The sequence below is a fragment of the Trichocoleus sp. DQ-U1 genome (assembly GCF_039961925.1).
Taxonomy (GTDB): Bacteria; Cyanobacteriota; Cyanobacteriia; order Cyanobacteriales; family FACHB-T130; genus FACHB-T130.
In genome coordinates, this window is sequence record NZ_JAMPKB010000001.1 from 26,926 (window position 1) to 48,575 (window position 21,650).

The window sequence follows — 21,650 nt, forward strand, 5'->3', positions numbered from 1 at the left end:
TAGAGATAAAATTGTGAATAATCCGTCGTGTTTTCAGAATATGACAGAATATTCACATTCGTCAAGAAGTCTGCGCCGTCAACCCAAACAGCAGCGAGGTAAAGAACGGGTCGAAAAAATCTTGGATGCAGCAGCGGCAGTGTTTGACGAAGTGGGCTATGAAGCGGCAACCACCCATCTGATTGCAGCCAAAGCGGGGACGGCAATTGGGTCTTTGTATCAGTTTTTTCCCGATAAAGCTGCCATTTTTAAGGCGATGGAATTACGCCATACCGAGCGGGTTAAGGCCTTGTGGTCAAGCGCAGATACACCAGAGATGGTTCGATTACCACTCCGACAGATGATCAAGGGATTGGTCAGCGCGATCGCAGAGATGTTTGAACAGCCTGTGTCACGGGTGGTGTTTGTGCAGTTTTTTATATCCCGCGAAATTTTCCAGTCGATCGATGAAAGCATGACCCAGGAAGCAATTGACTTTATGGCTGGTCTCTTAAAGCAAAGAAATTCGGCATTAAGTAAGGCGCAATGTAGTCTATTGGCAGAGGTTTGCGTCCACAGCAGTAATGCTGTCATTCTGTCGGCACTTCGGAACCCAGATCAACAACATCGTCAAGAGTTGGTGCAGCAGATTGAGGACTTGTTGGTGTCATATTTAGAGCCGTATGTAGGGAACGCTCAGTTGGACAATGTAATGAAAGTAATGAAGTGTCTGCATTGTCAATCGGAGCAGCTATCTAAAAACGGGTATCGAAGGGGGAAGCAGTGCTATCGCTGTAAGGAATGTGGGAAACAGTTTGTGGAGAATTCTCAGCGTTTCTGACCCCCGTTCGCTAGCAGTATCAATCGCCCTGACTTCACACCCAAAAAAAGCGATCGCTATCTTTATTCATGGTTGCGAATTGCCACCAATCCCAAAATTCCTCACCGTTGATCCGGTCTTTAGATGGCTTAGGGTAGGCTGATGAGCGATGAATGCATCAGTATGGGCGATCGCACTAACAGACACCTACCATAAAAAGCAACCTACGGCAAAATAAGAGGAAGGTTAATACGGTCGCGGCTATGTCTAAAAGCAAAAAGCACAATCTCAAATGGCTCAAAGAAACCTTAGAGCTAAAAGAAGACCATAACTGGAAATCAAAGCCAGGAACTCGGATCTTCGTAGCAGGACGAGGGGCGTTGCGCTTCGATGTCCCTGAGGATTGGCATTTTGAGCCGGATGAGAAGTCATTCCGGTTTTTAGACCAAAAGCCACCCAACGATGATGCTCGCTTAGAAGCTTCCTTTAATTTACTCCCACCTGGAAACTGGAAAGATTTTCCCTTGGTTCCGTTATTAAAGAAGGTAGTTAAAGATGATGAACGTCAGCCGATCGAGCGAGGGGAAATTATTCAACTCAAGCGTCAAACTGCCCGCATTGTTTGGACTCAGTTCAAATTTATTGACCCAGAAGAACACCGCGAAGCTTATTCCCGAACCTGTATTGGCCTAGGTTCTGGTGTTCAGTGTCTGATTACTTTTGACTACTGGGTGGACGATGCAGATCGCCTAATTCCTGTATGGGATACGGTTATGGAATCGTTAGTGCTAGGGCTTTATATCCGCGATCCTCGAACCGGACTGGCATTACCCGACTAGAGGTTGGGGGATCTAAATTCTCAAACTGTGATGGCAAGAAAAGTTTGCGATCGCTTTGTTCATTCCGAAGAGCGATCGCGCTGGTGCCTACGTGCAGCTAATAACCAACCTACAGCAGCTATCTATTAGGCTGTAGTCTGGGTGTGTACGACATTGTACAGATGAAATTCGTTTCGGGCTAAACCTTCCCAATACGGTTGCTCTGGGTTGAAACCAGGTTGCTTGAGAATTGCTTCAAACGCTTCCCTGCTCTCCCATTGACCGTAGTTAAACATTCGAGTACCATCTAGACTTCGATGAAAGGTAGCTGAGAGTAACCCCGGTGATTTGCTCATTGCACGTTCTAATTCAGCAGAGGTTCGTTTAACCATCTCAGGTTGATTAACTGGCATCATGCGGAATTCAGCAAGGTGCGTCACGCGATCGCCTTGGGCAATTTCAACTTCTGCCGATAGCGATCGACTGGCAGTTACTTCCAGTAAGAGTGAATCAGGCGGGAAGAATTCACTAAACACTGTTGGACGAGGCAAGCTGCGGTAATCAAATTTGGGATTCCATTGGCTATAAGTAAAAACTCGCACTCCATCTAAACTACGATGCACGCTGGCTGATACGAAGAAAGGATTGTCAATCCAGGATTTGATTTGTTCTTGGATAACTGCCTCAATCAAGGCTGACTGATGGCGCTCTGCAACAGTGTACAGGTCTAGCCCAACGAGCGCAGTATTAGTCCGGTCAATCTGTACCATAGTTTTATGCTCCTAACCAGTCAACACATGATGATTGTGCTTCAATGTTATGAATTAGTTGATGAGAGTGAAGACTACCTCGTGAAGCGACATTTGAAACTCATTGTTGGCAAGTGAGCGCATCACCATGAGAGGCTCAGCCATCGGAGGATTCGCGTTCATCTTGGCATACAATTCTTGGGAACTCCACAGCCCATAATTGATTGCGCGGGCACCATCAAGACTTCGATGAAAGTGTGTTGTAATTAATCCTGCTTGTCCTGAGATTTGCCGTATCGCTTCTGCGGTAGCTTCTAAAAAGCGAGGTTGATTAGCAGGATCTTTCAATCTAAACATACCGAAGTTGATGAGTTCCGGCATGTTCGCTGTGACTTGCATTTGACTGTCTGCTGGCTCACTCATAAAAATGTCGTAAAGATGGGAGTCTGGAGCAAAGAAGCCAGTAATCTTAGTCGCTAGAGCGATATCGCGGTTATTGATATAGGCTTCATAACTAGCTTGATTTTGCCACTGCACATAATTGACAACACGCAACCCATCCAAGCTGCGATGAATTGCATTTGCAATGTATCCAGGTTGCTGTTTAAGGATGTCGTGAGTGTAGGCTATCAAACTATCTATCAATAACCATTGTTGGTCGGGTTGGGTAACAAAAATATCTAGTTCTGCCAGAACTGGGTTGTCCTTGAATACGGTAAGCATTTAGATGATTCCTTTGTACTGACTAAGGCTGATTGGTCAAACCGAAACGCAACGGATTGCCCAACCGATAATACAGAGTCTGCTTACTGACGTATAGTCGATTTTTGCAGCTTTAGAAGATTCTTGCTATTTCTGAAGAAATTGTTTCGGTGTAACTCCAGTGAGGCGCTTAAAGTGCCTGCCAAATTGACTTTGACTGGCAAAACCAACTTTCAAGGCAATATTTGCAATACTGTGCTGCTCCTGCATCATTAATTCCTGAGCGCGTTCAATCCGACGTTTAATCACATATTGGTAAGGAGAGTAACCTGTAGACTGCTTAAACAGTCGGGCAAAATGATACTGACTCATACCGAGTTCGGTGGCGATCGCTTCTAAGGAAACATCTTCAGCTAGATGAGCCTGGATATAGTCGATCGCCTGTTGCAATTTATGGCTAGGCAAACGACCTGAGTAAGATCGTATTTCTCGCCTTCGAGTTGAATAGTGCCGTAATAGATGAACAGCTAATGCATTTGCCATCGATTCTGCATAAAGGCGATCGCTTAACCCGTCTATTTCTAGTTCGGTTTTGAGTGCCAAACCAATTTGCTGGATCAAAGGATCGCAAATCTTAAGCTGTGGCGCAACTTGAGCATCGTCTGCATCAACCGATTCGTATAGGGCAGAAGTAAACAGCTTCGGTTCAAGGCGAAGTAACAAGAATTCCGCATCAGTATCCCAAAACAGTTTGCGATGTAGATAGGGAGGTGTAATCATAATGTCACCTTCAGCCAGACGATTGCTGCTGCGTCGCCCATCTATCGTTCGTTCTAACTGAATCGGTTGACCAAGATGAATACTGAGGAGATAATTCGGAAGGCAACACTCAGACTCCTGATTAGCGGGTTGATGATGGTGTTCAACCTGAAGAATATCTGAGACAATGTCTTGACTTCGCAAAATTGGCGATCGCGGCACAACCTGTAAGACAGCATTTTTTTGGTAGAGTCTTGGTTCATGCACTCTCTTCTAGCACTTGTGCCGTACTGTCATTAGACCTCCTGCATGAATCAGGAAGCATATGCCAGTTCATAGTTGAGTAGCCCAGCAATCAAGTTTAAGCGCAAACCAAATCGTTTCCTACGGTTACGATAGCGCCCTGAAAAGATGCGAAAAATCTTGAAGCGACGAATTACATGCTCAACCCGCACTCGCAGTCGTGCTAACGCGCGGTTATGCTGCTTTTCTTCTGCTGGCAACGGTTGCTTGCGTGGTTTCTTGGTGGGTGTACACGCGCCCCGATGCAGTTTGGCGAATCCGGGAAGAGCCTCGAAGAGCTAAACACACTTGTGACGTTACAAACGGCAAGCGACTTCGCTTGAGTACCTTAAAGTCATGGGTTCTGCCCGTATCCACTGCGGTACAAATGACTTGCCCACTGTCATAGTCCACCAGCAGTTGAGCCTTCAAGGTATGACACTTCTGCTTGCTACTCTCCGTAGCGCTTCTGTTTTTTTGGGGCGTTCAATCTCCATCTCGCCCACATCTACCACCCACACGTTCCACTCCCAGCCCGGTTGATACAACTACCGTTGGCTTGGCAAGCGAAACTTGCCACTTTTGATCAGCAGGTCTTCCACCTTGTGGATAATCCGCCCCACCGTTGTCTCGTGCAAACCCCAACTGGCTCCAATGTGAAACTGACTCCGATACTCTCGCCAATACTCCAATGCCACCAGCAGTTGGTCTTCCACTCTCAGCTTCGGCTGTCCTCCACGCCTTCCTTGACGCTCTAGGTGCGGGCGTAGCACAGTGACCATCTCGGCAAAAGTTGCACGGCTGACACCACACAATCGCTTGAACTCACCTGCTGAAAGCGGTTGTAAGTCTGGATACGGCATAGCACTTCTGAGGCTTCGATACGGTTTCACTCTAATTGTGCCGCCTGCGATTACAAACTGGCACACTATCTTCCGATTCGTGCAGGAGGTCTAATGATTATCCACCCTATTCAACGGTGTACTACAAATATCCGCAAGTGGCGCTTCGGACGGGAGTTGGAAGCGCATTCACGATCATCTCGTTCAATGGGTCAGGGTTGATGCCAATCGCAACAGCAACCCAACCGCGGCGAGTCTGGATTCCCAAACCGTTCCTACTTCTGTCATGGTTCACCAAGCCGTTGGCTATGATGGCGGCAAAAAAATTAAAGGTCGCTTTCCGCTTTACTCTGGTTGACACATTGGGATTGTTGATTGTCGTGCAGGTGGTTGCAGCCAGTGTGCCCGAACGAGAAGGAGCCAAGCAATTGCTCGCAACGTTGAACCAAGAACGTCACCGGGTTCCTCAACTGACTCGAATTTGGGTCGATGGTGGGTTTTCGGGAGAAGCGTTTCTACATTGGGTCATTGATACCTTCCGTTGGCTTTTAGAGGTGGTTCTGCGACCAGAGGGCGCTCAAGGATTCGTCCTACTTCCTAAGCGTTGGACTGTTGAACGCACTTACGGTTGGCTGCATTGGTGTCGTCGCTTAAATGTCGATTATGAGCGAATCCCAGCTTCCTCAGAAGCGTTCATTTATATCGCCATGAGCCGACTGATGCTACGCAGACTTGCCTGACCCTTTATGTACTCTCTCCGTCTTTCCAAACATCCTCTGACATCCTCAAATATTGAATAATAGTGTTGACAATAGTTATCGATGAAGCCGACTGTATTTACTGCTTCTCTACGTGGCGTAACCATTGCTGTTACTTACTGTTTCTGGTTTTCTTCCTGATTATCCTCTCCCCCTAGTAACAAAAGAGGGATTACACTAAGGCAGACAACGACTACCTCTCCATTTTCTTCATTCTCTTTTTTCTCTCACCAATGAATCAGCCCTGCCCTGTTCTGGAGCTTGCCTAGAGGGATTGGGTGTTACAGGCGTTGGAGCAAATTTAAGCCGTGGGTATCGGTGCCGCAGGTGCTGAACAAACCATAAGTGGCAGCGAGCTGTTCCACCTCCTTGGTTTCTCTAGCACTGGTTTGCCAAGGGCTAGGGTTGTTGTAGGCGTAGTAGGTTTCAACGCCGTCAATGCCTGCCTCAGCGGCAGCAGGGATAAGTTTTGCAGCAGGAAGGCGGTAGCGGGCTGGATGAGCCAACACGGCAAAACCACCCGACTGATGGACGGCGGCAATCACATTGGCAGCGTCAGCATCGCTTCCCTTGGGTGCAGAGCCTTTCAGATATTGCTTCATCGCAGAGTGTTCTGGATCGAAAGCATAGCAAAGGATGTGGACTTCTGTGTTCAGCAGGCTAGAGGTGATTTCGGTGCCGATCCACAAGTGGGGTAAGTGGGCGGAATCAGGATTCGTGTAGGTGTTTTGCAGCCAGTATTGAGCCTCTTTGAAACCGCCAATCGTATGGTGATCGGTGATCGCCAGCCCTTTAAGACCTATCGCGATCGCCTGTTCCATCAACGCACTCGGTGACAAACGACCATCCGAGTAGACGGTGTGCATATGAAAGTTATAGGAGTGCGGACAACTATCAGCCTGAATCGTCTCAAAGACTTGCCTGAGTGCTGTTGTATTCTGGGCTGGTGGCTGGGATGAAGCAGAAGATTGAGCAAGATTGATCGCCATAACCGCCGAGTAGCTGTGCGCGTTCGTTGACAATTGTTAACATATACCCTAACAAAACTAAAGAGGAATTGCGTTGGGACATTCTATGTGTATTCCATGCTGAAAGTCGCCTTTGGCAAAAATTTTCTGCCTAAGTCGGCGACCATTGGCGGGCAGTTTCATTTAAATATTCAGTTTGAAGTTTCTAGCGGCTTAACCGTTCTATTTGGGCCATCTGGCTGTGGCAAGAGTTCGACATTACAAGCGATCGCAGGGTTGTTGCGTCCGGACTGGGGCCGGATTGAAGTGGCGGGAACAATCTTCCTGGATACTAAAGAGCGTTTGAACTTGCCAGCGCACCGGCGAAATGTCGGTTATGTCTTCCAAAACTGCGCCTTATTTGGGCATTTGAACGTAGCGGAAAATATTGGCTTTGCTCTCAACCGCTGGCAACGGCACCGGCGGCAGCAGCGCGTTCGCGAATTGGTAAATTTGTTAGAACTTGAGGATCTGGTACATCAACCCGTGCAGAAGATTTCTGGTGGGCAAGCTCAACGAGTAGCGATTGCGCGGGCTTTAGCTCCCTACCCTAAAATTCTGCTTCTTGATGAACCTTTCAGCGCCCTCGATGATGATTTGAGAGCAACCCTCCGAACCGAGTTGAAAACCATTCAACGTCAATTTAACTTGCCGGTTGTCCTGGTGACTCATTCACGAGCCGATGCCCTGGAACTCGCCGATCGTTTAGTAATCTTGGCAGCAGGACAAGTTGTTGCAGTCGGTCAGGCGGAGCATTTGCTCGATTCCCGTTCCTATTCTATTCCGGGGAAATTCCAGTGGGGTTAGAGGAAAGTGATGAGTGATGAGTGTTGAATTAAGAGAATTATCTTAACTCAACACTCGAAACTCATTAGTCATAAATCTCCTTGGTTGCGGATTTTCCAAGCCATTTCCAGCACTTGAGTCCAGCGCTTTTGTAACTGTTTGGGCGTGCATCCGAGTGTTTGAGCAATCTCCCGCTCGTTGACTTGAGCTTGTTTTAACTGCAATAGCTGCTGCTGTTCCAGAGAAAGTTGATTCCAAAACGCTTCCCACTGCTGAGAAGAGAGTCCCAGCTTTTGGTCGAGATCGGCTCCCAACCATTGATGTACCAGCTTCCAGTTATTTTGACGAGAGAATTTTTCCACATGGTACTTAAAGCGCTGTTGCAAGTAGTCGCGCTGACGTGCGGTTAAACCCAGGATTTCGTCAATCTCTGGTGCGGAGAGGTCTTGCAGCTTTAACACCAGGTAATTGACACAGTCCTCTTGACCTTGAGCTTGCAGGTATTCCATCAGTTCAGCAACGACGCGATCGCGCAACACTGCTTCCGCCGGATCAATCGTATCGGCAACCAATTGCGATCGCAGCTGGTGCATCGCCGCTGACCGACTTTGCGTGTCCGCATCTTCACCTCTGGGAAACTCAATCGCCTTCTCAATATCCATGCTCGTCTCAGCAGGCTGGCGGCGAGCAAACCCCTGTGCCCTCAACACAATCAGCTGCTGGCTGGTGCCATTCGGTAAATTGATGCGACGCTTGGCATACTGTTCGCTGAATGCCATATACTCCGCCAGTTCCAGTTGAGTGCGGGGAGTGTAGTCTATTGTCAGCTCGTTTTCCCGCCGGAAAGCTTTGATTGACTCGGCGTAAAACTCTTGCAAGAAGTCCTCAATCAGGTTGTAGCGGGCTTGAAAACCTAACTGAGAGTTGGGCGACACTACATAGCGATAAACCATCGCGCTGAGGTTGCTGTGCAGTTCAACCCGACCCCGCTTAGAACCCAGCCGGTAGTATGACAGACACTTTTGCAACCGATGCCGTCCCAGATTTAACTGCCAAGAGCGAACCTCGCCAGAAGTCTGGATGCGCGGACTCTTGCTGCAAATCCGCTGTACCTCTAGAGCGATCCGGTTAGCGATCGCCTGAACGTGCAATGACGTCGTTTTGATTTCAGTCCGCAATTCCTCTAACAACAGGCCGGTCATCGTTTCCACGTCGATTCCCAACAGTTGCTCGGTCGAGTGGCATAGATTTTCAGAAGATTGGCTGAGAGAATTAATAGTTGTCATGGTGAAAGCCCCTGGTAGCGACAGTATTCAAAGTCAACAAGAGCCACTGAGAACGGTTCAAAAGTTTTGTCTCCCTTCAGGCAGCGCCTGCGATTGACCGTCTCAACTCTCTATATATAGACTGTAGGGGCTGATTGTTAGACACCGGACAGCGGGTGTGTTACTACTCTCAGCTCACTATGGGTCATCTCTACGCTCTCTCCCCATTCCATCTGACCTAAAAGAAGCACTAACCCTTGCTGTATCTGGGCTTGCGCCCCTCAAACTATCGACGCACAAGTGTTGTCGCAAAGCGGTAGGAGCTGGTGTTGAGTGGACAATCCAGGAAGTGGATTGCTGGTAGGGTTATCGTCCGAATTCCCTAGTGCCGAGGCTGTAGTTAATTGTCTTTAGTTCGCAAAGGGATTTTAGATTAGCGATTGGGGATTTTGGATGTAAAAGCTTTAACTCAATCTTTAATCTTTAATCTTTCATCTAAAATCAACTGACCGATGTCGCCCAAGCCGTTGCAGCCTCCCATCCCAGACCGCGCCGGACGATGACAGGTTCCTCATCTGTCAAATCTAAAATTGTGGAAACCCCATCTCCTGGTTCCGAGCCAATGTCCACAATCAGATCGACTAGCTTGTCTAGCTGGTCAAACAATTTTGCCTTCTCCAACCCTAGGGTTGGGGCGTTGCCATTCTCATCCACGAGGTGCGCTGAGGTGGAAATAATCGGATTGCCTAATGCCTGCAACAGCGACTGGCACACTGTATGCTCCGGAACCCGAATACCCGTCGTTTTGCGCTTAGGACTCATCACCAGCTTCGGCACTAATTTGGTGGCGGGTAGCAGAAACGTGTAAGTCCCAGGAATTAAATTCCTCATAATCCGATAAGCGACATCACTGACGATGGCATATTGGGCAATGTTGGACAGAGACGGACACAGGAACGTCAGGGGCTTATCATTAGATAGCTGCTTAAGGAGCCTCACACGCTCCACCGCTGACTTGACATTTAGGTCACAGCCAATCGCGTAGACAGTATCAGTGGGATATAGCATCACAGCGCCTGCTCTTAGGGCACCTACTATTTGTTCTATTCCACGAGTTTGCGGTGTATCAGGATGGATATTGTAGATTGTCGCCATAATGCAGAATCCAGAACTGAGACTACAGAATTCAGAATCCAGAATTTTTCCTGACTCCTGATTACTCCTTATGAACAAGCTAGCGTATCTAGAATGTCCAACAGGAATTGCCGGTGATATGTGCCTGGGGGCACTTGTAGATGCGGGAGTTCCCCTAGATTATTTGATAGAAAAGCTCAAGAGGCTGGGAATTTCCCAAGAATACCAGTTACGAGCCGAACACGTTCACCGGAACGGTCAGCAAGCTACTAAATTTCACGTAGATTTGAGCGATCGCGATCGCACCGATTTAAATCACCACCCCGAACATCACCGGCAAAATGGTGGGCATCAGCATCCCGATGGCGATCGGGTTCATTTTCATTCCCCGACGCGGCATCTACCAGAAATTGTCCAGTTGATTGCAGCAGCAGAGTTTCCGTTACGAGTACAAGCGTCCAGTTTGGCAGTGTTTCAACGGCTGGCAGACGCAGAAGGAGCGGTTCACGGCATTCCCCCAGAAGAAGTTCATTTTCATGAAGTCGGGGCGACTGATGCCATTGTAGATATTGTCGGCACTTGTCTGGGCTTGGATTGGTTGGGGATTGACGAACTATACTGTTCGGCACTCCCCACTGGTGGCGGGATGGTTAGAGCAGCTCACGGTCAGCTAGCGGTGCCGGTACCGGCTGTATTAAAGTTGTGGGAATCGCGCCAGGTGCCAGTTTATAGTAATGGCATCGATCGGGAACTGGTGACACCGACTGGAGCAGCGATCGCTTGTACGCTTGCCACCGGCTTTGGATCTCCACCCCCCATGACGATCCAGCGGGTTGGAAATGGTGCCGGTTCCCGTCAGTTACCGATTCCCAATATTCTGCGCCTCTGGATTGGTGAGGGTGTGGAGACGCGATTTGCTTCTCAACAAGAGTCGGGATTCCTTCAGCCTTCCGAAAGCCCCTCTTTAGAAATAATTTCGGTGCTGGAAACCCAAATCGATGACTTGAGTCCCCAAGCCATCGGCTATGTGTTTGAGGCACTGTTTAACGCCGGTGCGGTGGATGTCTTCACGCAACCGATTGGGATGAAAAAGTCTCGTCCTGGCATTTTGCTGACGGTTATTTGCCATCCCGAACAAATATCCGCTTGCGAAGCGATCTTATTCCGAGAAACGACGACACTCGGCATCCGGCGTCAGACACAGCAACGCTCAATTTTGCAGCGAGAAATTCAACAGGTTCAGACAGAATATGGCTTCGTTCGCGTCAAGGTTGCCTGGACGGGGCATCCTAACCAGAAAGCGATCGCGAATGTGCAGCCAGAATACGAAGATTGTGCCGAATTAGCGAAGGCAAATAACCTTCCCTGGCGCGAGGTGCATCAACTGGCGCTCAATACCTGGTATCTCCAGAACAGTCGCAATACTTGAATTTGCTGCCAGCAAGACCCAGATACCTAACTAGATTTCTGGAATTGCCAAACCCATTCCTGTATTACGACTGGTTTGAAAATCACGTAAGGAAAATCCTGATGTATCGAATTAAGCAAGTGCCCTTAGCGATCGCGATCGCCATTGCTAGCCTCGTGGCGCTATTGACCATTAGCGGTTTCCTCGGCACTGCTGCGAACTCTCAGCCACCTCAACCAACTTCGGAAATCACTACAACTCAAGGGATAGACCTAGGGCGTTCTTTCCGAGAACTGGGCATTGAAGGGTCAATTGTGGTTTATGACCAAAATAAAAACCAATTCTACGAACATAACGCGCCTCGAAACTCAACGGCATTCTTCCCCGCTTCAACCTTCAAGATTTTCAACGCACTTGTGGCATTGGAAACAGGGGTGATTCGAGATGAGGTGACTGTTTTAACCTGGGACGGCATTCAGCGTAACATCGCAGCTTGGAACCGAGACACCAACCTGCGCCAAGGTTTCAAAGACTCAACGGTTTGGTTCTACCAAATTTTGGCTCGGAAAATTGGGCACGAACGGATGCAGAAATTTATCAATCAAGTCGGCTATGGAAACCGTCAAATTGGGACATCTGAGCAAATCGATCGATTTTGGTTAGATGGCCCTTTAAAAATTACGCCCAAACAAGAGATTGAGTTCCTGCAACGTCTCTATCGCGGCGACTTACCCTTTTCCCAACGCAGCTTAGATTTGGTCAAAGATATTATGGTGCGCGAACAAACTCCAGACTATGTGCTGCGCGGAAAGACGGGCTGGGCGGACAGTACGAATCCTGAGAATGGCTGGTTTGTGGGATATCTGGAACAGAACAAAAATGTTTATTTCTTTGCCACAAATATGGATATACGAAATGATAACGATGGCGTCAATCGCATTGAAATTACCCGGCGCAGTCTTAAAGCCATAGGACTACTTTGATTTTCTTTAAAAACAGTCTCTTAGACGATTTATCGCAATTCTATTTGAGCTGTGAGGCAATCCTTCAGATCCCGGACTTCTTTAAGAAGTCCGGGATCTCGCCTTCGCGAATTATTTAAGACTGCTATATCAGTAGCGTTACTTGCACTCAGCTAACCTTTAGACTCTAAAATAGTCCTCGCTTGATCGAGCCTAGAACCAATCATGACCCTAACCTCCTCAATTAACAACACAACTCGGCTGCAACTCGCCCCTCTAGAAATTCCGACTCGTTTGCTGCTGGGTCCAGGCCCATCCAATGCCCATCCCGCTGTCCTTCAGGCGATGAATACCCCTCCGGTGGGGCACCTCGATCCAGCATTTCTGGCACTGATGGACGAAATCCAGATGTTGCTGCGCTATGTTTGGCAGACAGAAAACCCCCTCACCATTGCAGTCAGCGGGACGGGAACGGCAGCAATGGAAGCAACCATTGCCAACGTTACCGAACCCGGTGATGTGGTTCTAGTGGGCGTTAGCGGGTACTTTGGCAACCGCCTCGTGGATATGGCAGGACGATATGGTGCGGATGTGCGAACGATTACCAAACCTTGGGGGCAAGTGTTCCCTATAGACGAACTCCGAACCGCCTTAGAAACTCATCGCCCTGCGATTCTGGCTTTAGTCCATGCCGAGACCTCCACGGGGGCACGCCAACCGTTAGAAGGAGTCGGTGACCTCTGTCGTGAATTTGATTGTCTGCTATTAGTGGATAGTGTGACCAGTCTGGGGGGCGTCCCCTTGTTTCTGGATGAGTGGAAGGTTGACTTAGCTTATAGCTGTAGCCAGAAAGGGTTAGGTTGTCCTCCCGGTGCTTCGCCGTTTACGATGAGTCCCCGTGCAATTGAGAAATTGCAACAACGTGGCACGAAGGTGGCTAACTGGTATTTAGATATGACGTTGTTGAGTAAGTATTGGGGTAAAGAACGCACCTATCACCACACTGCTCCAATTAACTTGTACTATGCTCTGCGGGAAGCGTTGCGTTTGATTGCAGAAGAAGGAATCGAAAATAGCTGGACGCGCCATCAAAAGAACGTCGAGTATCTCTGGGAAAGTTTAGAAAACTTAGGACTAGCGATGCACGTTAAACGAGAGTTTCGCCTGCCAACGCTGACCACTGTTTGCATTCCAGAAGGTGTGGATGGCAAAGCGATCGCGCGTCAGCTACTCAACGAACACAATATAGAAATTGGCGGCGGACTGGGTGAACTCGCGGGTAAAGTCTGGCGTGTGGGTCTTATGGGATTCAACAGTCGTCCAGAGAGTGTGGATCGCCTTGTGGAGGCATTAAAGCAGGTTTTACCTCATTAGTTGAGGATTGAGGGTGCTAAGGAACCTGGATTAAACAACTTACACTCATTGGCGTTCTGTAAGGGCATGGCTGTACCATGCCCCTACGCAAGAAATCGGAGTCCCAGTCAATTTGTCGTGATTATGAACTTAGTACCCAGCGTCTAATCAGCCTATGGCAGCATTTTGATACCGGCTAAATTCTGATGTCAGATTTATATTTCTTGATCAACACATCTGCAATCCTATTTTGTTTTTTAGTTGCCATCTATAGCATCCCTATCTCTTCGCGAGGCAATTATTGTGAGATAGGATGCCAGAAAGAAGGATAAAAAGAAAAATGTCACAGCAGCAACTTCAATGGCAAATCCAGTCAACGGTTGAACCACCGGCGGCATTTATTGACGAAGTCAGACGCCACGCCCCAGGATTACCCGGACATTATGCCGCACAGATGTTGTGGCAACGGGGGATTCGCGATATTCAGCAATTGTCGGGGTTTTTAAATTCTCAGTTGTATCACCCGGCAAGTCCCTTTGAATTTGGGCAGGAAATGCAATGGGCTGTAGAACGATTAATAAAATCCCGTAACGCGGGGGAAAAAGTTTCCATTTGGGGAGATTTTGATGCTGATGGGATTACCGCAACATCGGTTCTCTGGGATGGACTGGGACAGTTTTTTACCCAGCAGCAGCAGCTAGTTTATTACATTCCCAATCGTTTAACGGAGTCTCATGGACTCAATGAACGGGGAATTGACGCCCTTGCCCAGGATGGAACGAAGCTAATTGTAACTTGCGACACTGGCAGCACAAATCTGAAGGAAATTGAATATGCCCATCAACTAGGGATTGATGTAATTGTCACGGATCACCACACCCTGCCAGAGGAACGTCCAGCGTTGACAGCTATCATCAACCCCCGCTATTTATCCAAAGCTCATCCGATGTTTCACCTTTCGGGTGTGGCAGTTGCCTATAAGTTAGTAGAAGCACTTTATGAAACTTTGCCGGATGTTCCCCAACAGCCGTTAGAAGATTTATTGGATTTAGTGGCAATTGGTTTAATTGCTGATTTAGTCCAGTTAAGCGGTGATTGTCGCTACCTGGCACAGCGAGGAATTTCAGTACTGCAACAGCAAACCAAAAAGCGGAATCGTCCTGGGGTTGCTCGTCTATTAGAATTGTGTCAGAAAAGTGGCGATCGCCCAACGGACATTTCTTTCGGTCTTGGCCCTAGAATTAACGCTGTTAGCCGCATTCAAGGGGATGCTTCCTTCTGTGTGGAGTTACTTACCAGCCGCGATGAGAAGCGCTGTCAGCAGTTGGCATTAGAAACAGAATTAGCCAATGCCCGTCGTAAATCATTGCAAAAAGATGTCGCCGCTGAAGTTAATAAAAAATTAAGCCAGTTGGACTTATCAACCACTAGCGTGATTGTTCTTTGCGATACGCAATGGCCTGTCGGTGTCTTGGGTTTAGTGGCGGGGCAAGTGGCGCAGGAAACAGGGCGTCCTACGATTTTGTTGAGTACAGAGGGCGACTTGAGTGAAAACGCTTTAGCACGCGGTTCCGCCCGTTCTGTGAATCAAGTCGATCTTTACCAGTTGGTGAAAGCGCAAGAACACCTCTTACATCGATTTGGCGGTCATCCCTTTGCCGCTGGGTTGAGTCTCCCAGTTGATAAGATTCCCCTGTTTACAGAAGCTGTTAACCAGCAATTGCGAGCTTCTGTGGGCACCCCAGATGGGACACCTTTAGCGCCGATTGTGCAGGCAGATTTGGTGTGTACGGTCAGTGAATTAGGAAGAGATTTATTTTGGGAACTGAAACTATTAGAACCCTGCGGAATGGGCAATCCAGCACCAAAATTGCTCATTCAAAATTGCTGGTTTGAAAATAGTTGGAATAGCAATACTCAGGACTTAAAAGGCGCAAAAGTTCAATATATCAAAACTACTTTTAAAATTCGGGATGACTCTTGCGAAACTGGGTTTTCCGGAATCTGGTGGGGACATTATAAGGAAGAGCTACCCCAAGGTAGATGCGATGCAATTGTCGAGCTTGATTTTAATAGCTACGAAAATCCTAATAAAGGGATTAGACCTCACTATGAAGTGCGGATAATTGCCGTGCGTTCTTTAGAACAGCCGCAGCAGTTAGGCACTCCGAACCAGATAGACTGGATTTTAGACTGTCGTGAGGAGTCCGCACTTGCTACTGCTGCGCTATCAGTTCTGCCAGTTCGAGAGTGCCCCAGTAGCTGGGATGAGCTGCAAGTGTGGTTCAGGCGGGCAATTCAGGCAAATCAAACCCTCGCGATCGCGTATTCTCCCCCAGAACCCGTTCCCCCCAGCCAAATCTGGCTGCAACTGTTAGGAATTGCCAAATACCTCAGTCGCACGGGTCAAGAGGCGACGTATACTCAACTGCACCAAAAGCTGGGAATTAGCGATCGCACTCTCCAACTCGGATTAGAAGCTATTTCTCATCTCGGCTTCCATGTTAAACAACTCGACTGGATGGTTCAAATTACTTGGCATTCCCAGGAAGATGCCGCTCATTCTGATTTAGGGAACGGACAATTACCGAAAGCAGAGACAGCCATCGAACAATTTATCGCAGCAGTTCAAGAAGAACAATTTCGCCAAAGGTACTTCTATGAAATTCCCTTGTCTACCATTCGAGCGATGGCTGCTCAAACTGCGGTTTATTAAAAAATGAGTCGGCGATCGCATTTGTTACTGCTGGGTAAGAGAGTGCGATCGCGACTCGCTACTGAATATTCCCCTGGTGTTCGCACTTAAAACCCCGCTGACGCCAATCTTTTATATCTACATCCTTCAGGGGAATTAATTTTGAACATTTAGGCTGATAAACCTGACTCACCATTGCCCACAACAAACTACGAGATAAGTCCAATCCTGTCTTGAAAGAGGATTCTCGATTGCCAGGAATGCCTTGTTCGGGAACAATCTCTGGCTCTACCCAAATGCCTTGAGCGCCCATGAGAATCTGTGCTAGCCACTTAGCTCGTGGTAGATGGGTACCGGAAGTAATTAGTTTGACTTTTTTTACTCCCCATTCGCGTAGAATCGGCACACTATAGTAGAAGTTACCAAAGGTGGAGTCTGCACACTTTTCTAACCAAACTTGCTCTATGGGAGCATTTTCCCGTTGAAAAATTAGCAAAATGCACGGTTCGGGAGAACCTTGAGAAATTAATATGCGGGTTTGCGGGTATTCTTTTGCAAGCTGAGCTACGTATATTTCTCTACGAATACTACCTCCTAAAACCAAATAGGCATCTACCGGACCGGACGCCGCAGAGCGCAAAGTTAGCATAATGGTTAATAACCATGTCCCCAAGATGACGCTAAAGATAGCGATCCCTGGTGTTAGAAGTTGTCGCCATCTTCTGAAACTAGCCCGCCTAGATAAGTTGATGCGATCGCGCACAGTTGAACTACCTCTGCGTTTTCCGGGCATTTTGAGAATTTGAAGGGTATTTAGCCGATGCTTAACACTACTTTAGCTAGCCAAGCGATTTTGTTGTTCTTTTACTCTGGCGGCGATTACACTTAGGTAGACAAAAATTTGCAGGGGAGTCTAGCTAAATTAGACTGTTATCCTTGTTACAGAGACGAATAAGGAGGACACTGGGCGAACTGGCACAAAATTGATGCAGCCTGGTTAATTAACCTGAGTATCTTAGAAATAGTTCGTTTCAGGCGTCACGCGGTATCTACACATTAAACCCCACCCGTTCGAGCCACCGTTCATGAATCCATCCCCAAAAAACTTTTCCTTGCTCCATGTTGCTCTCTTTGGTGGAGCGATCGCTACGACAGCAGCTTTATCTTTCTTTGGCTCCTCCGTTCGCGCTGCTCTACAGGAAAGTCCAAAATCAGTCGTCGATGAGGCATGGCAAATTGTCAACCGCGAGTATGTTGATGGCACCTTTAATCAGGTGGATTGGCAAGCAAAGCGGCAACAGCTGTTGAACAAAAACTATAATTCCCGTGAAGATGCCTATAAGGCGATTCGGGAAGCATTGGAAACCTTAGGCGATCCCTACACCCGCTTTTTAGATCCTAAACAGTACCAAGCCCTCACCAGTCAAACTTCCGGCGAACTTTCTGGCGTCGGTTTGCGCTTGGAACTGAACGAAAAGACTCAGGTTCTTACCGTCGTAGAACCCATTGAGAATTCCCCAGCAGTGAGAGCGGGACTTCAGACTGGGGACAAGATTTTGACAATTGATGGCAAAGCCACAAAAGGGATGAGTGTGGAAGCCGCCGCTAACCTGATTCGGGGTGAGGTGGGGACGAAAGTAAAGCTTAAGCTGTCACGAGACGGAAAAGGCGACTTTGATGTGACATTGACCAGAGCGCAGATTGAAATAGCAGCCGTCCGTCAGTCGGTCAAGCAGGAAGGCAAGTTGCGCGTTGGCTATATCCGTCTGAATGAATTTAGCGCTCACTCAGCAGAGCAGATGCGCCGCGCTATCCAATCCCTGAATAACGACAAAGTAGATGCTTTTGTATTGGATTTGCGGGGAAATCCGGGTGGATTATTGCACGCGAGTGTGGAAATTGCCCGGATGTGGATGGACAAAGGTGCTATCGTCCGTACCGTAGACCGCAAGGGAGACAACGAAGAATTTGCGACAAATCGCACGGCGCTGACACAGTTGCCTTTGGCTGTGCTGGTAGATGGCAACTCGGCAAGCGCCAGCGAGATTCTCTCAGGTGCGTTGAAGGATAATGGTCGAGCCACAATTATTGGCTCTCAAACCTTTGGCAAAGCGTTAGTGCAGTCGGTACATTCTCTCTCCGATGGTTCGGGTTTAGCGGTCACGATTGCCCACTACTACACGCCCCTAGGAACGGATATCAGCCACAAGGGGGTGACTCCGGATATCAAGATTGACCTGAACGACGATCAGCGAAAGCGTCTGGGGACGAATCCATCGCTGGTGGGAACTCAGCAAGATCCCCAATATGCTCGCGCGATCGCAGCTTTGGAAAACACCCGCCTTGCCCAACCCAATAAACCTCAACGGACCCGACCGATTAGCGTCCGTTAAGAGCAAAGGAAGTGAGGGCTGAGGACTGAGGGTTGAGGACTGAGGACTGAGGAAAAGAGGAAGAAGTAAGAAGAAACTGGAGAAAAATTGACTGCTTTTAAATATTTCTTTTCTTCTAGCCCAGTCCTCAATCCTCAGTCCTCAGTCCTTTTTTGTTGGTATTTTTGTTTCTCAACGGCAGCGCGAAGACCGCCTGTAATTCGAGCAACTTCTTGTGCCTGTGTTAAAAGCTAGTTGAATTCAGTCTGCTTGAGATAACCAATATCAAAGGCGACATAGAGTTGAGAACGAAGTTCGGCACAAGAAGATTTGGCGATAGAAAGAAACTGATGAAACTCTGCCCGACCACCTCGCTCGAAGCCTTCTGCAATATTAGACATTATGGAGACTGCTGCTCGTTGAATTTGCCTAGAAAGCCCAAAGTCTTTTGCAAAATCACCCTGTTGAGTGACTTTATAAATTGATTTTGTAAGGATTCTAGCTTTTTGCCAAGCAATCAAATCTTCAAATCGCTCTACTCTATCTTTCACTCGCCTATCCCCCTCTATTTCTCACTGACTCGCCTGTAAGACGCCTTCACTCCTGACTCTTGACTCCTGATTCCTGGCTCTTGACTCCTGATTCCTGACTCCTAACTCTTCACTTCTCAGTCCTCAGCCCTCAGTCCTCAGTCCTAACTCTTCACTCCTCACTTTTCTGTAGCTGGCTAACTAAGTGAACAAGTTCTGGCAAAATTAGCTGTTGGATGGCAAGTTTAACGGCATTGGTAGAACCGGGGATGGAAAATACCAATTTGGTTTGATAGACACCGGCAACGGCGCGAGATGCGATCGCCCGCGAGCCAATTTCTTGATAACTGAGAAACCGGAACAATTCGCCAAATCCAGGCAAGATTTTTGAGAGCAAGCTTTCTAGAGCGTCGTAGGTGGTATCTCTCGGCGCGATGCCAGTGCCTCCATTGAAGATCAAAGCATCCAGATCCGGGCGTTGGGCGAGTGCTTGCAGCTGCGCCCGAATCTCCTCCGGTTCATCTTTCAGAATGGCGTACTCTGAGACCGCGTGACCGGCATCTCGGAGCAACTGTTTAATCAATTGACCGCTTTTGTCGGTTTCGGGCGATCGCGTATCGCTAACAGTGATAACAGCGCAAGTCACTGTCATCCTCTCCGGGTCTGGGTGAGGCAGATTGGTCATGGGTAAGCTATTCCCTCAAGAGTTTTGAGTTTTTAAAAACGGGCTTTTCTGGGATATCTTACTGCCACACGGCTGTCCGATTAACCGTTCCTACGAATCTTGACTCCTGATTTCGCTAGCTCTCGGTAAGGGCACGCGCATTCAAATACTGTTCGGTTAACTCAAATTTTGCACCAAGCCCTCAGAATGGAATTTTGCGGCGATTGCATTCCAAGTCCTAAAAGCGCGAACCAACCGAAAATCAAGGGTTCTGTAACCTGCTCCCGGCAGGTTTTCATGTGTGCTTGCTGTCGCTGTGCGGTTTCAACCGCTCAGTGGAGGGGTGTAGAGACGCATTAGCGAAATGGTGCATTCGTGCTGCGACACGTTAACGCAGTGCAGTGCCGCACCATTTCGCGTCTCTACCAGAGGTTACTGGTAGGCAAATGAGCTTATCCGAACCGGATTGCATGGGTATTGCCTGTGCCCCAAGCACTTAGGTCTTTATTTAGGACTGGCTAAGTTCCAAACCATGATCTTTTGCATACCGTTGCATGAAGCGCATGAAGCGATCCCATTCTTCAGGAGACTTCATCAGGTAAGTTGCTTGGAGGTCTTTTGCTTGACCGTTGACAAATACGCCCTTGACTTCTCTCGTCAACAGTTCTCCTTCCTCGTCAACCATGTACATCCCAGTGATTTCCCCTGAGGTTTCGGTGTTAAAGGCGTTGGGACTTTCAAAATAAAACGTAGCGGTGCCATGAGCGCCACTCTTAGAGCGGGTTAGCTTTACATCCGGTATGACTTCTTCGTTGATCCCTCTGGAAAATTGAATTTGAGCCATAATTCTGCCACCAAGTTTTTATGATAGATAACTTAACATTTTCTCATTATTTAGAGCGGACTGGTTCAGCTTTTACGGGTGCTTTTGGGCACTTTAGTACCTCGGATGCCACCAAGAGACCTGAGTTAGACGAGCAATCAAGTTAGAATTAAACATATTTTCCTGAAAATTGGCAGAAATAAGCTTTTTTAGGGCGATTAGTCTGGCTTAGTTTCTTAAGCTCAAAAATGCTACTTTAAGCGCTTCTAAAAGGGAAAATTAGCTTAAAATCACGGATGCGATCGCCTTTTTTGGTGTGAGATGAATCTTGAATCTTTACTCCGACTCAATCGCCTAATTCGCGTCATCGGCTTCGATGATGCGCCGTTTGCACGCCGTAGGGGTGGTAGTGCCTCCATCGCTGGGATCGTTTGTGCAGGCACCCGCTTTGAGGGCATGGTGTGGGGAAAGGTGCGGCAAGATGGCTGGAATGCAACTGATACCGTTTGTAAGCTACTGCTCGGTAAAAAGTTCTTGCCGCAATTACACTTAGTGCTGCTCGACGGCATCGCTTTTGGCGGTTTTAATGTGATTGACCTTCCTAAGCTTGCCGAGCGATTGGAACTCCCCTGCGTTGCCGTAATGCGGCGTCAGCCTGATTTAGCCGCCGTCAAACAAGCCATTCACCACTTGCCACAGCCAGAGCGACGGCTCAAGCTTTTGCAGCGTGCTGGTGGAATTTATACCTTCCCGCCATTCTTTTTCCAAGTGTGCGGTGCTGAGCCAGACGTAACATCTGCGGTGCTGCAACGTCTGACTGACTGCGCCAACGTTCCAGAGGCATTACGTCTGGCGCATTTAATTGGAGCAGCGGTGGTGAAGGGAGAAAGCGGACGTTCGGCGTAAGGATTTGGTAATGAGAGTTTTGAATTTTGAGTTTTG

Annotated in this window: 18 protein-coding genes and 4 pseudogenes; 11 read left to right on the forward strand and 11 right to left on the reverse strand. The window is 48.1% G+C overall.

What is annotated here, in order from left to right; translation table 11 throughout:
* Positions 1-40: 40 nt before the first annotated feature.
* The 3 genes and pseudogenes from NDI34_RS00135 to NDI34_RS00145 all read left to right on the forward strand — a co-directional run.
* Positions 41-643 (forward strand): annotated as a pseudogene (locus NDI34_RS00135) (TetR/AcrR family transcriptional regulator); the annotation flags it as partial.
* Positions 644-700: 57 nt separating this feature from the next.
* Positions 701-805, forward strand: a pseudogene (locus tag NDI34_RS00140) (TetR/AcrR family transcriptional regulator); the annotation flags it as partial.
* A 257-nt stretch (positions 806-1,062) separates the two neighbouring features.
* The gene (locus NDI34_RS00145) at positions 1,063-1,638 is read left to right on the forward strand and encodes a hypothetical protein (RefSeq protein ID WP_348231490.1); all 576 of its coding nucleotides are present in this window, start codon (positions 1,063-1,065) and stop codon (positions 1,636-1,638) included.
* A 125-nt stretch (positions 1,639-1,763) separates the two neighbouring features.
* Here NDI34_RS00145 and NDI34_RS00150 read toward each other — a convergent pair whose 3' ends face one another.
* From NDI34_RS00150 to NDI34_RS00165, 4 genes and pseudogenes are all read right to left on the reverse strand, one after another.
* On the reverse strand, positions 1,764-2,387 hold the full coding sequence (locus tag NDI34_RS00150) for an antibiotic biosynthesis monooxygenase (RefSeq protein WP_348231491.1): 624 nt from the start codon (positions 2,385-2,387) through the stop codon (positions 1,764-1,766).
* Positions 2,388-2,441: 54 nt separating this feature from the next.
* Positions 2,442-3,089, reverse strand: a complete 648-nt coding sequence (locus NDI34_RS00155; protein ID WP_348231492.1) for an antibiotic biosynthesis monooxygenase — start codon at positions 3,087-3,089, stop codon at positions 2,442-2,444.
* A gap of 126 nt (positions 3,090-3,215) precedes the next feature.
* The gene (locus NDI34_RS00160) at positions 3,216-4,094 is read right to left on the reverse strand and encodes an AraC family transcriptional regulator (RefSeq protein ID WP_348231493.1); all 879 of its coding nucleotides are present in this window, start codon (positions 4,092-4,094) and stop codon (positions 3,216-3,218) included.
* A 47-nt stretch (positions 4,095-4,141) separates the two neighbouring features.
* A pseudogene (locus tag NDI34_RS00165) lies at positions 4,142-4,972 on the reverse strand (IS5 family transposase).
* 200 nt (positions 4,973-5,172) lie between these two features.
* On the opposite strand from NDI34_RS00165, the gene NDI34_RS00170 reads away from it, so the two are divergent.
* Positions 5,173-5,691: a transposase gene (locus NDI34_RS00170; RefSeq protein ID WP_190525056.1), complete on the forward strand. Its 519-nt coding sequence runs from the start codon at positions 5,173-5,175 to the stop codon at positions 5,689-5,691.
* Positions 5,692-5,990: 299 nt separating this feature from the next.
* On the opposite strand, the gene NDI34_RS00175 is transcribed toward NDI34_RS00170, so the two are convergent.
* A complete protein-coding gene (locus NDI34_RS00175; RefSeq protein ID WP_348231494.1) occupies positions 5,991-6,698 on the reverse strand; it encodes a PHP domain-containing protein in 708 nt (235 codons plus the stop codon).
* A gap of 96 nt (positions 6,699-6,794) precedes the next feature.
* Between NDI34_RS00175 and NDI34_RS00180 the strand changes: the two genes are divergently transcribed.
* Positions 6,795-7,523, forward strand: coding sequence for an ATP-binding cassette domain-containing protein (locus tag NDI34_RS00180; RefSeq protein ID WP_190414849.1), 729 nt, complete (start codon positions 6,795-6,797; stop codon positions 7,521-7,523).
* A gap of 68 nt (positions 7,524-7,591) precedes the next feature.
* Here NDI34_RS00180 and NDI34_RS00185 read toward each other — a convergent pair whose 3' ends face one another.
* Together NDI34_RS00185 and NDI34_RS00190 are read right to left on the reverse strand one after the other, a co-directional pair.
* Positions 7,592-8,788, reverse strand: coding sequence for a HetZ-related protein (locus NDI34_RS00185; protein WP_190426837.1), 1,197 nt, complete (start codon positions 8,786-8,788; stop codon positions 7,592-7,594).
* A 480-nt stretch (positions 8,789-9,268) separates the two neighbouring features.
* Complete coding sequence (locus NDI34_RS00190) at positions 9,269-9,922, reverse strand: L-threonylcarbamoyladenylate synthase (RefSeq protein WP_190414847.1); 654 nt, start codon at positions 9,920-9,922, stop codon at positions 9,269-9,271.
* Between the two features lie 70 nt (positions 9,923-9,992).
* Between NDI34_RS00190 and larC the strand changes: the two genes are divergently transcribed.
* From larC to recJ, 4 genes are all read left to right on the forward strand, one after another.
* A complete protein-coding gene (gene larC / locus NDI34_RS00195) occupies positions 9,993-11,330 on the forward strand; it encodes a nickel pincer cofactor biosynthesis protein LarC (protein ID WP_348231495.1) in 1,338 nt (445 codons plus the stop codon).
* Positions 11,331-11,431: 101 nt separating this feature from the next.
* Entirely contained in the window at positions 11,432-12,292 is an 861-nt protein-coding gene (gene blaOXA, locus NDI34_RS00200; protein ID WP_348231497.1) for a class D beta-lactamase, read from the forward strand.
* Between the two features lie 204 nt (positions 12,293-12,496).
* Positions 12,497-13,645: an alanine--glyoxylate aminotransferase family protein gene (locus NDI34_RS00205; RefSeq protein ID WP_348231498.1), complete on the forward strand. Its 1,149-nt coding sequence runs from the start codon at positions 12,497-12,499 to the stop codon at positions 13,643-13,645.
* A 319-nt stretch (positions 13,646-13,964) separates the two neighbouring features.
* Positions 13,965-16,340: a single-stranded-DNA-specific exonuclease RecJ gene (recJ, locus tag NDI34_RS00210; protein WP_348231499.1), complete on the forward strand. Its 2,376-nt coding sequence runs from the start codon at positions 13,965-13,967 to the stop codon at positions 16,338-16,340.
* A gap of 58 nt (positions 16,341-16,398) precedes the next feature.
* Here the strand turns inward: recJ and NDI34_RS00215 are convergent, their stop codons facing one another.
* Positions 16,399-17,112, reverse strand: coding sequence for a YdcF family protein (locus NDI34_RS00215; RefSeq protein WP_348231500.1), 714 nt, complete (start codon positions 17,110-17,112; stop codon positions 16,399-16,401).
* A 292-nt stretch (positions 17,113-17,404) separates the two neighbouring features.
* On the opposite strand from NDI34_RS00215, the gene ctpB reads away from it, so the two are divergent.
* The gene (gene ctpB, locus NDI34_RS00220) at positions 17,405-18,712 is read left to right on the forward strand and encodes a carboxyl-terminal processing protease CtpB (RefSeq protein WP_190414839.1); all 1,308 of its coding nucleotides are present in this window, start codon (positions 17,405-17,407) and stop codon (positions 18,710-18,712) included.
* A 134-nt stretch (positions 18,713-18,846) separates the two neighbouring features.
* Here the strand turns inward: ctpB and NDI34_RS00225 are convergent.
* From NDI34_RS00225 to psb28, 3 genes and pseudogenes are all read right to left on the reverse strand, one after another.
* A pseudogene (locus tag NDI34_RS00225) lies at positions 18,847-19,242 on the reverse strand (four helix bundle protein).
* A 151-nt stretch (positions 19,243-19,393) separates the two neighbouring features.
* Positions 19,394-19,906, reverse strand: coding sequence for a MogA/MoaB family molybdenum cofactor biosynthesis protein (locus tag NDI34_RS00230; protein WP_190414837.1), 513 nt, complete (start codon positions 19,904-19,906; stop codon positions 19,394-19,396).
* Between the two features lie 487 nt (positions 19,907-20,393).
* Positions 20,394-20,729, reverse strand: coding sequence for a photosystem II reaction center protein Psb28 (psb28, locus tag NDI34_RS00235; RefSeq protein ID WP_190414836.1), 336 nt, complete (start codon positions 20,727-20,729; stop codon positions 20,394-20,396).
* Between the two features lie 300 nt (positions 20,730-21,029).
* Between psb28 and NDI34_RS00240 the strand changes: the two genes are divergently transcribed.
* Positions 21,030-21,614 carry a DUF99 family protein gene (locus NDI34_RS00240; RefSeq protein ID WP_348231501.1) on the forward strand — a complete coding sequence of 195 codons (585 nt, stop codon included), beginning with the start codon at positions 21,030-21,032 and terminating at the stop codon, positions 21,612-21,614.
* Positions 21,615-21,650: the final 36 nt, after the last annotated feature.

Excerpts from the sequence above, each read along its gene's own strand:
- NDI34_RS00185 (WP_190426837.1), bottom strand. The coding sequence starts at position 8,788 with ATGACAACTATTAATTCTCTCAGCCAATCTTCTGAAAATCTATGCCAC.
- NDI34_RS00150 (WP_348231491.1), bottom strand. The coding sequence starts at position 2,387 with ATGGTACAGATTGACCGGACTAATACTGCGCTCGTTGGGCTAGACCTG.
- NDI34_RS00240 (WP_348231501.1), top strand. The coding sequence starts at position 21,030 with ATGAATCTTGAATCTTTACTCCGACTCAATCGCCTAATTCGCGTCATC.
- NDI34_RS00190 (WP_190414847.1), bottom strand. The coding sequence starts at position 9,922 with ATGGCGACAATCTACAATATCCATCCTGATACACCGCAAACTCGTGGA.
- NDI34_RS00180 (WP_190414849.1), top strand. The coding sequence starts at position 6,795 with ATGCTGAAAGTCGCCTTTGGCAAAAATTTTCTGCCTAAGTCGGCGACC.
- blaOXA (WP_348231497.1), top strand. The coding sequence starts at position 11,432 with ATGTATCGAATTAAGCAAGTGCCCTTAGCGATCGCGATCGCCATTGCT.
- ctpB (WP_190414839.1), top strand. The coding sequence starts at position 17,405 with ATGAATCCATCCCCAAAAAACTTTTCCTTGCTCCATGTTGCTCTCTTT.
- larC (WP_348231495.1), top strand. The coding sequence starts at position 9,993 with ATGAACAAGCTAGCGTATCTAGAATGTCCAACAGGAATTGCCGGTGAT.
- NDI34_RS00155 (WP_348231492.1), bottom strand. The coding sequence starts at position 3,089 with ATGCTTACCGTATTCAAGGACAACCCAGTTCTGGCAGAACTAGATATT.
- NDI34_RS00145 (WP_348231490.1), top strand. The coding sequence starts at position 1,063 with ATGTCTAAAAGCAAAAAGCACAATCTCAAATGGCTCAAAGAAACCTTA.
- psb28 (WP_190414836.1), bottom strand. The coding sequence starts at position 20,729 with ATGGCTCAAATTCAATTTTCCAGAGGGATCAACGAAGAAGTCATACCG.
- NDI34_RS00175 (WP_348231494.1), bottom strand. The coding sequence starts at position 6,698 with ATGGCGATCAATCTTGCTCAATCTTCTGCTTCATCCCAGCCACCAGCC.
- NDI34_RS00170 (WP_190525056.1), top strand. The coding sequence starts at position 5,173 with ATGCCAATCGCAACAGCAACCCAACCGCGGCGAGTCTGGATTCCCAAA.
- NDI34_RS00230 (WP_190414837.1), bottom strand. The coding sequence starts at position 19,906 with ATGACCAATCTGCCTCACCCAGACCCGGAGAGGATGACAGTGACTTGC.
- recJ (WP_348231499.1), top strand. The coding sequence starts at position 13,965 with ATGTCACAGCAGCAACTTCAATGGCAAATCCAGTCAACGGTTGAACCA.
- NDI34_RS00205 (WP_348231498.1), top strand. The coding sequence starts at position 12,497 with ATGACCCTAACCTCCTCAATTAACAACACAACTCGGCTGCAACTCGCC.
- NDI34_RS00215 (WP_348231500.1), bottom strand. The coding sequence starts at position 17,112 with ATGCCCGGAAAACGCAGAGGTAGTTCAACTGTGCGCGATCGCATCAAC.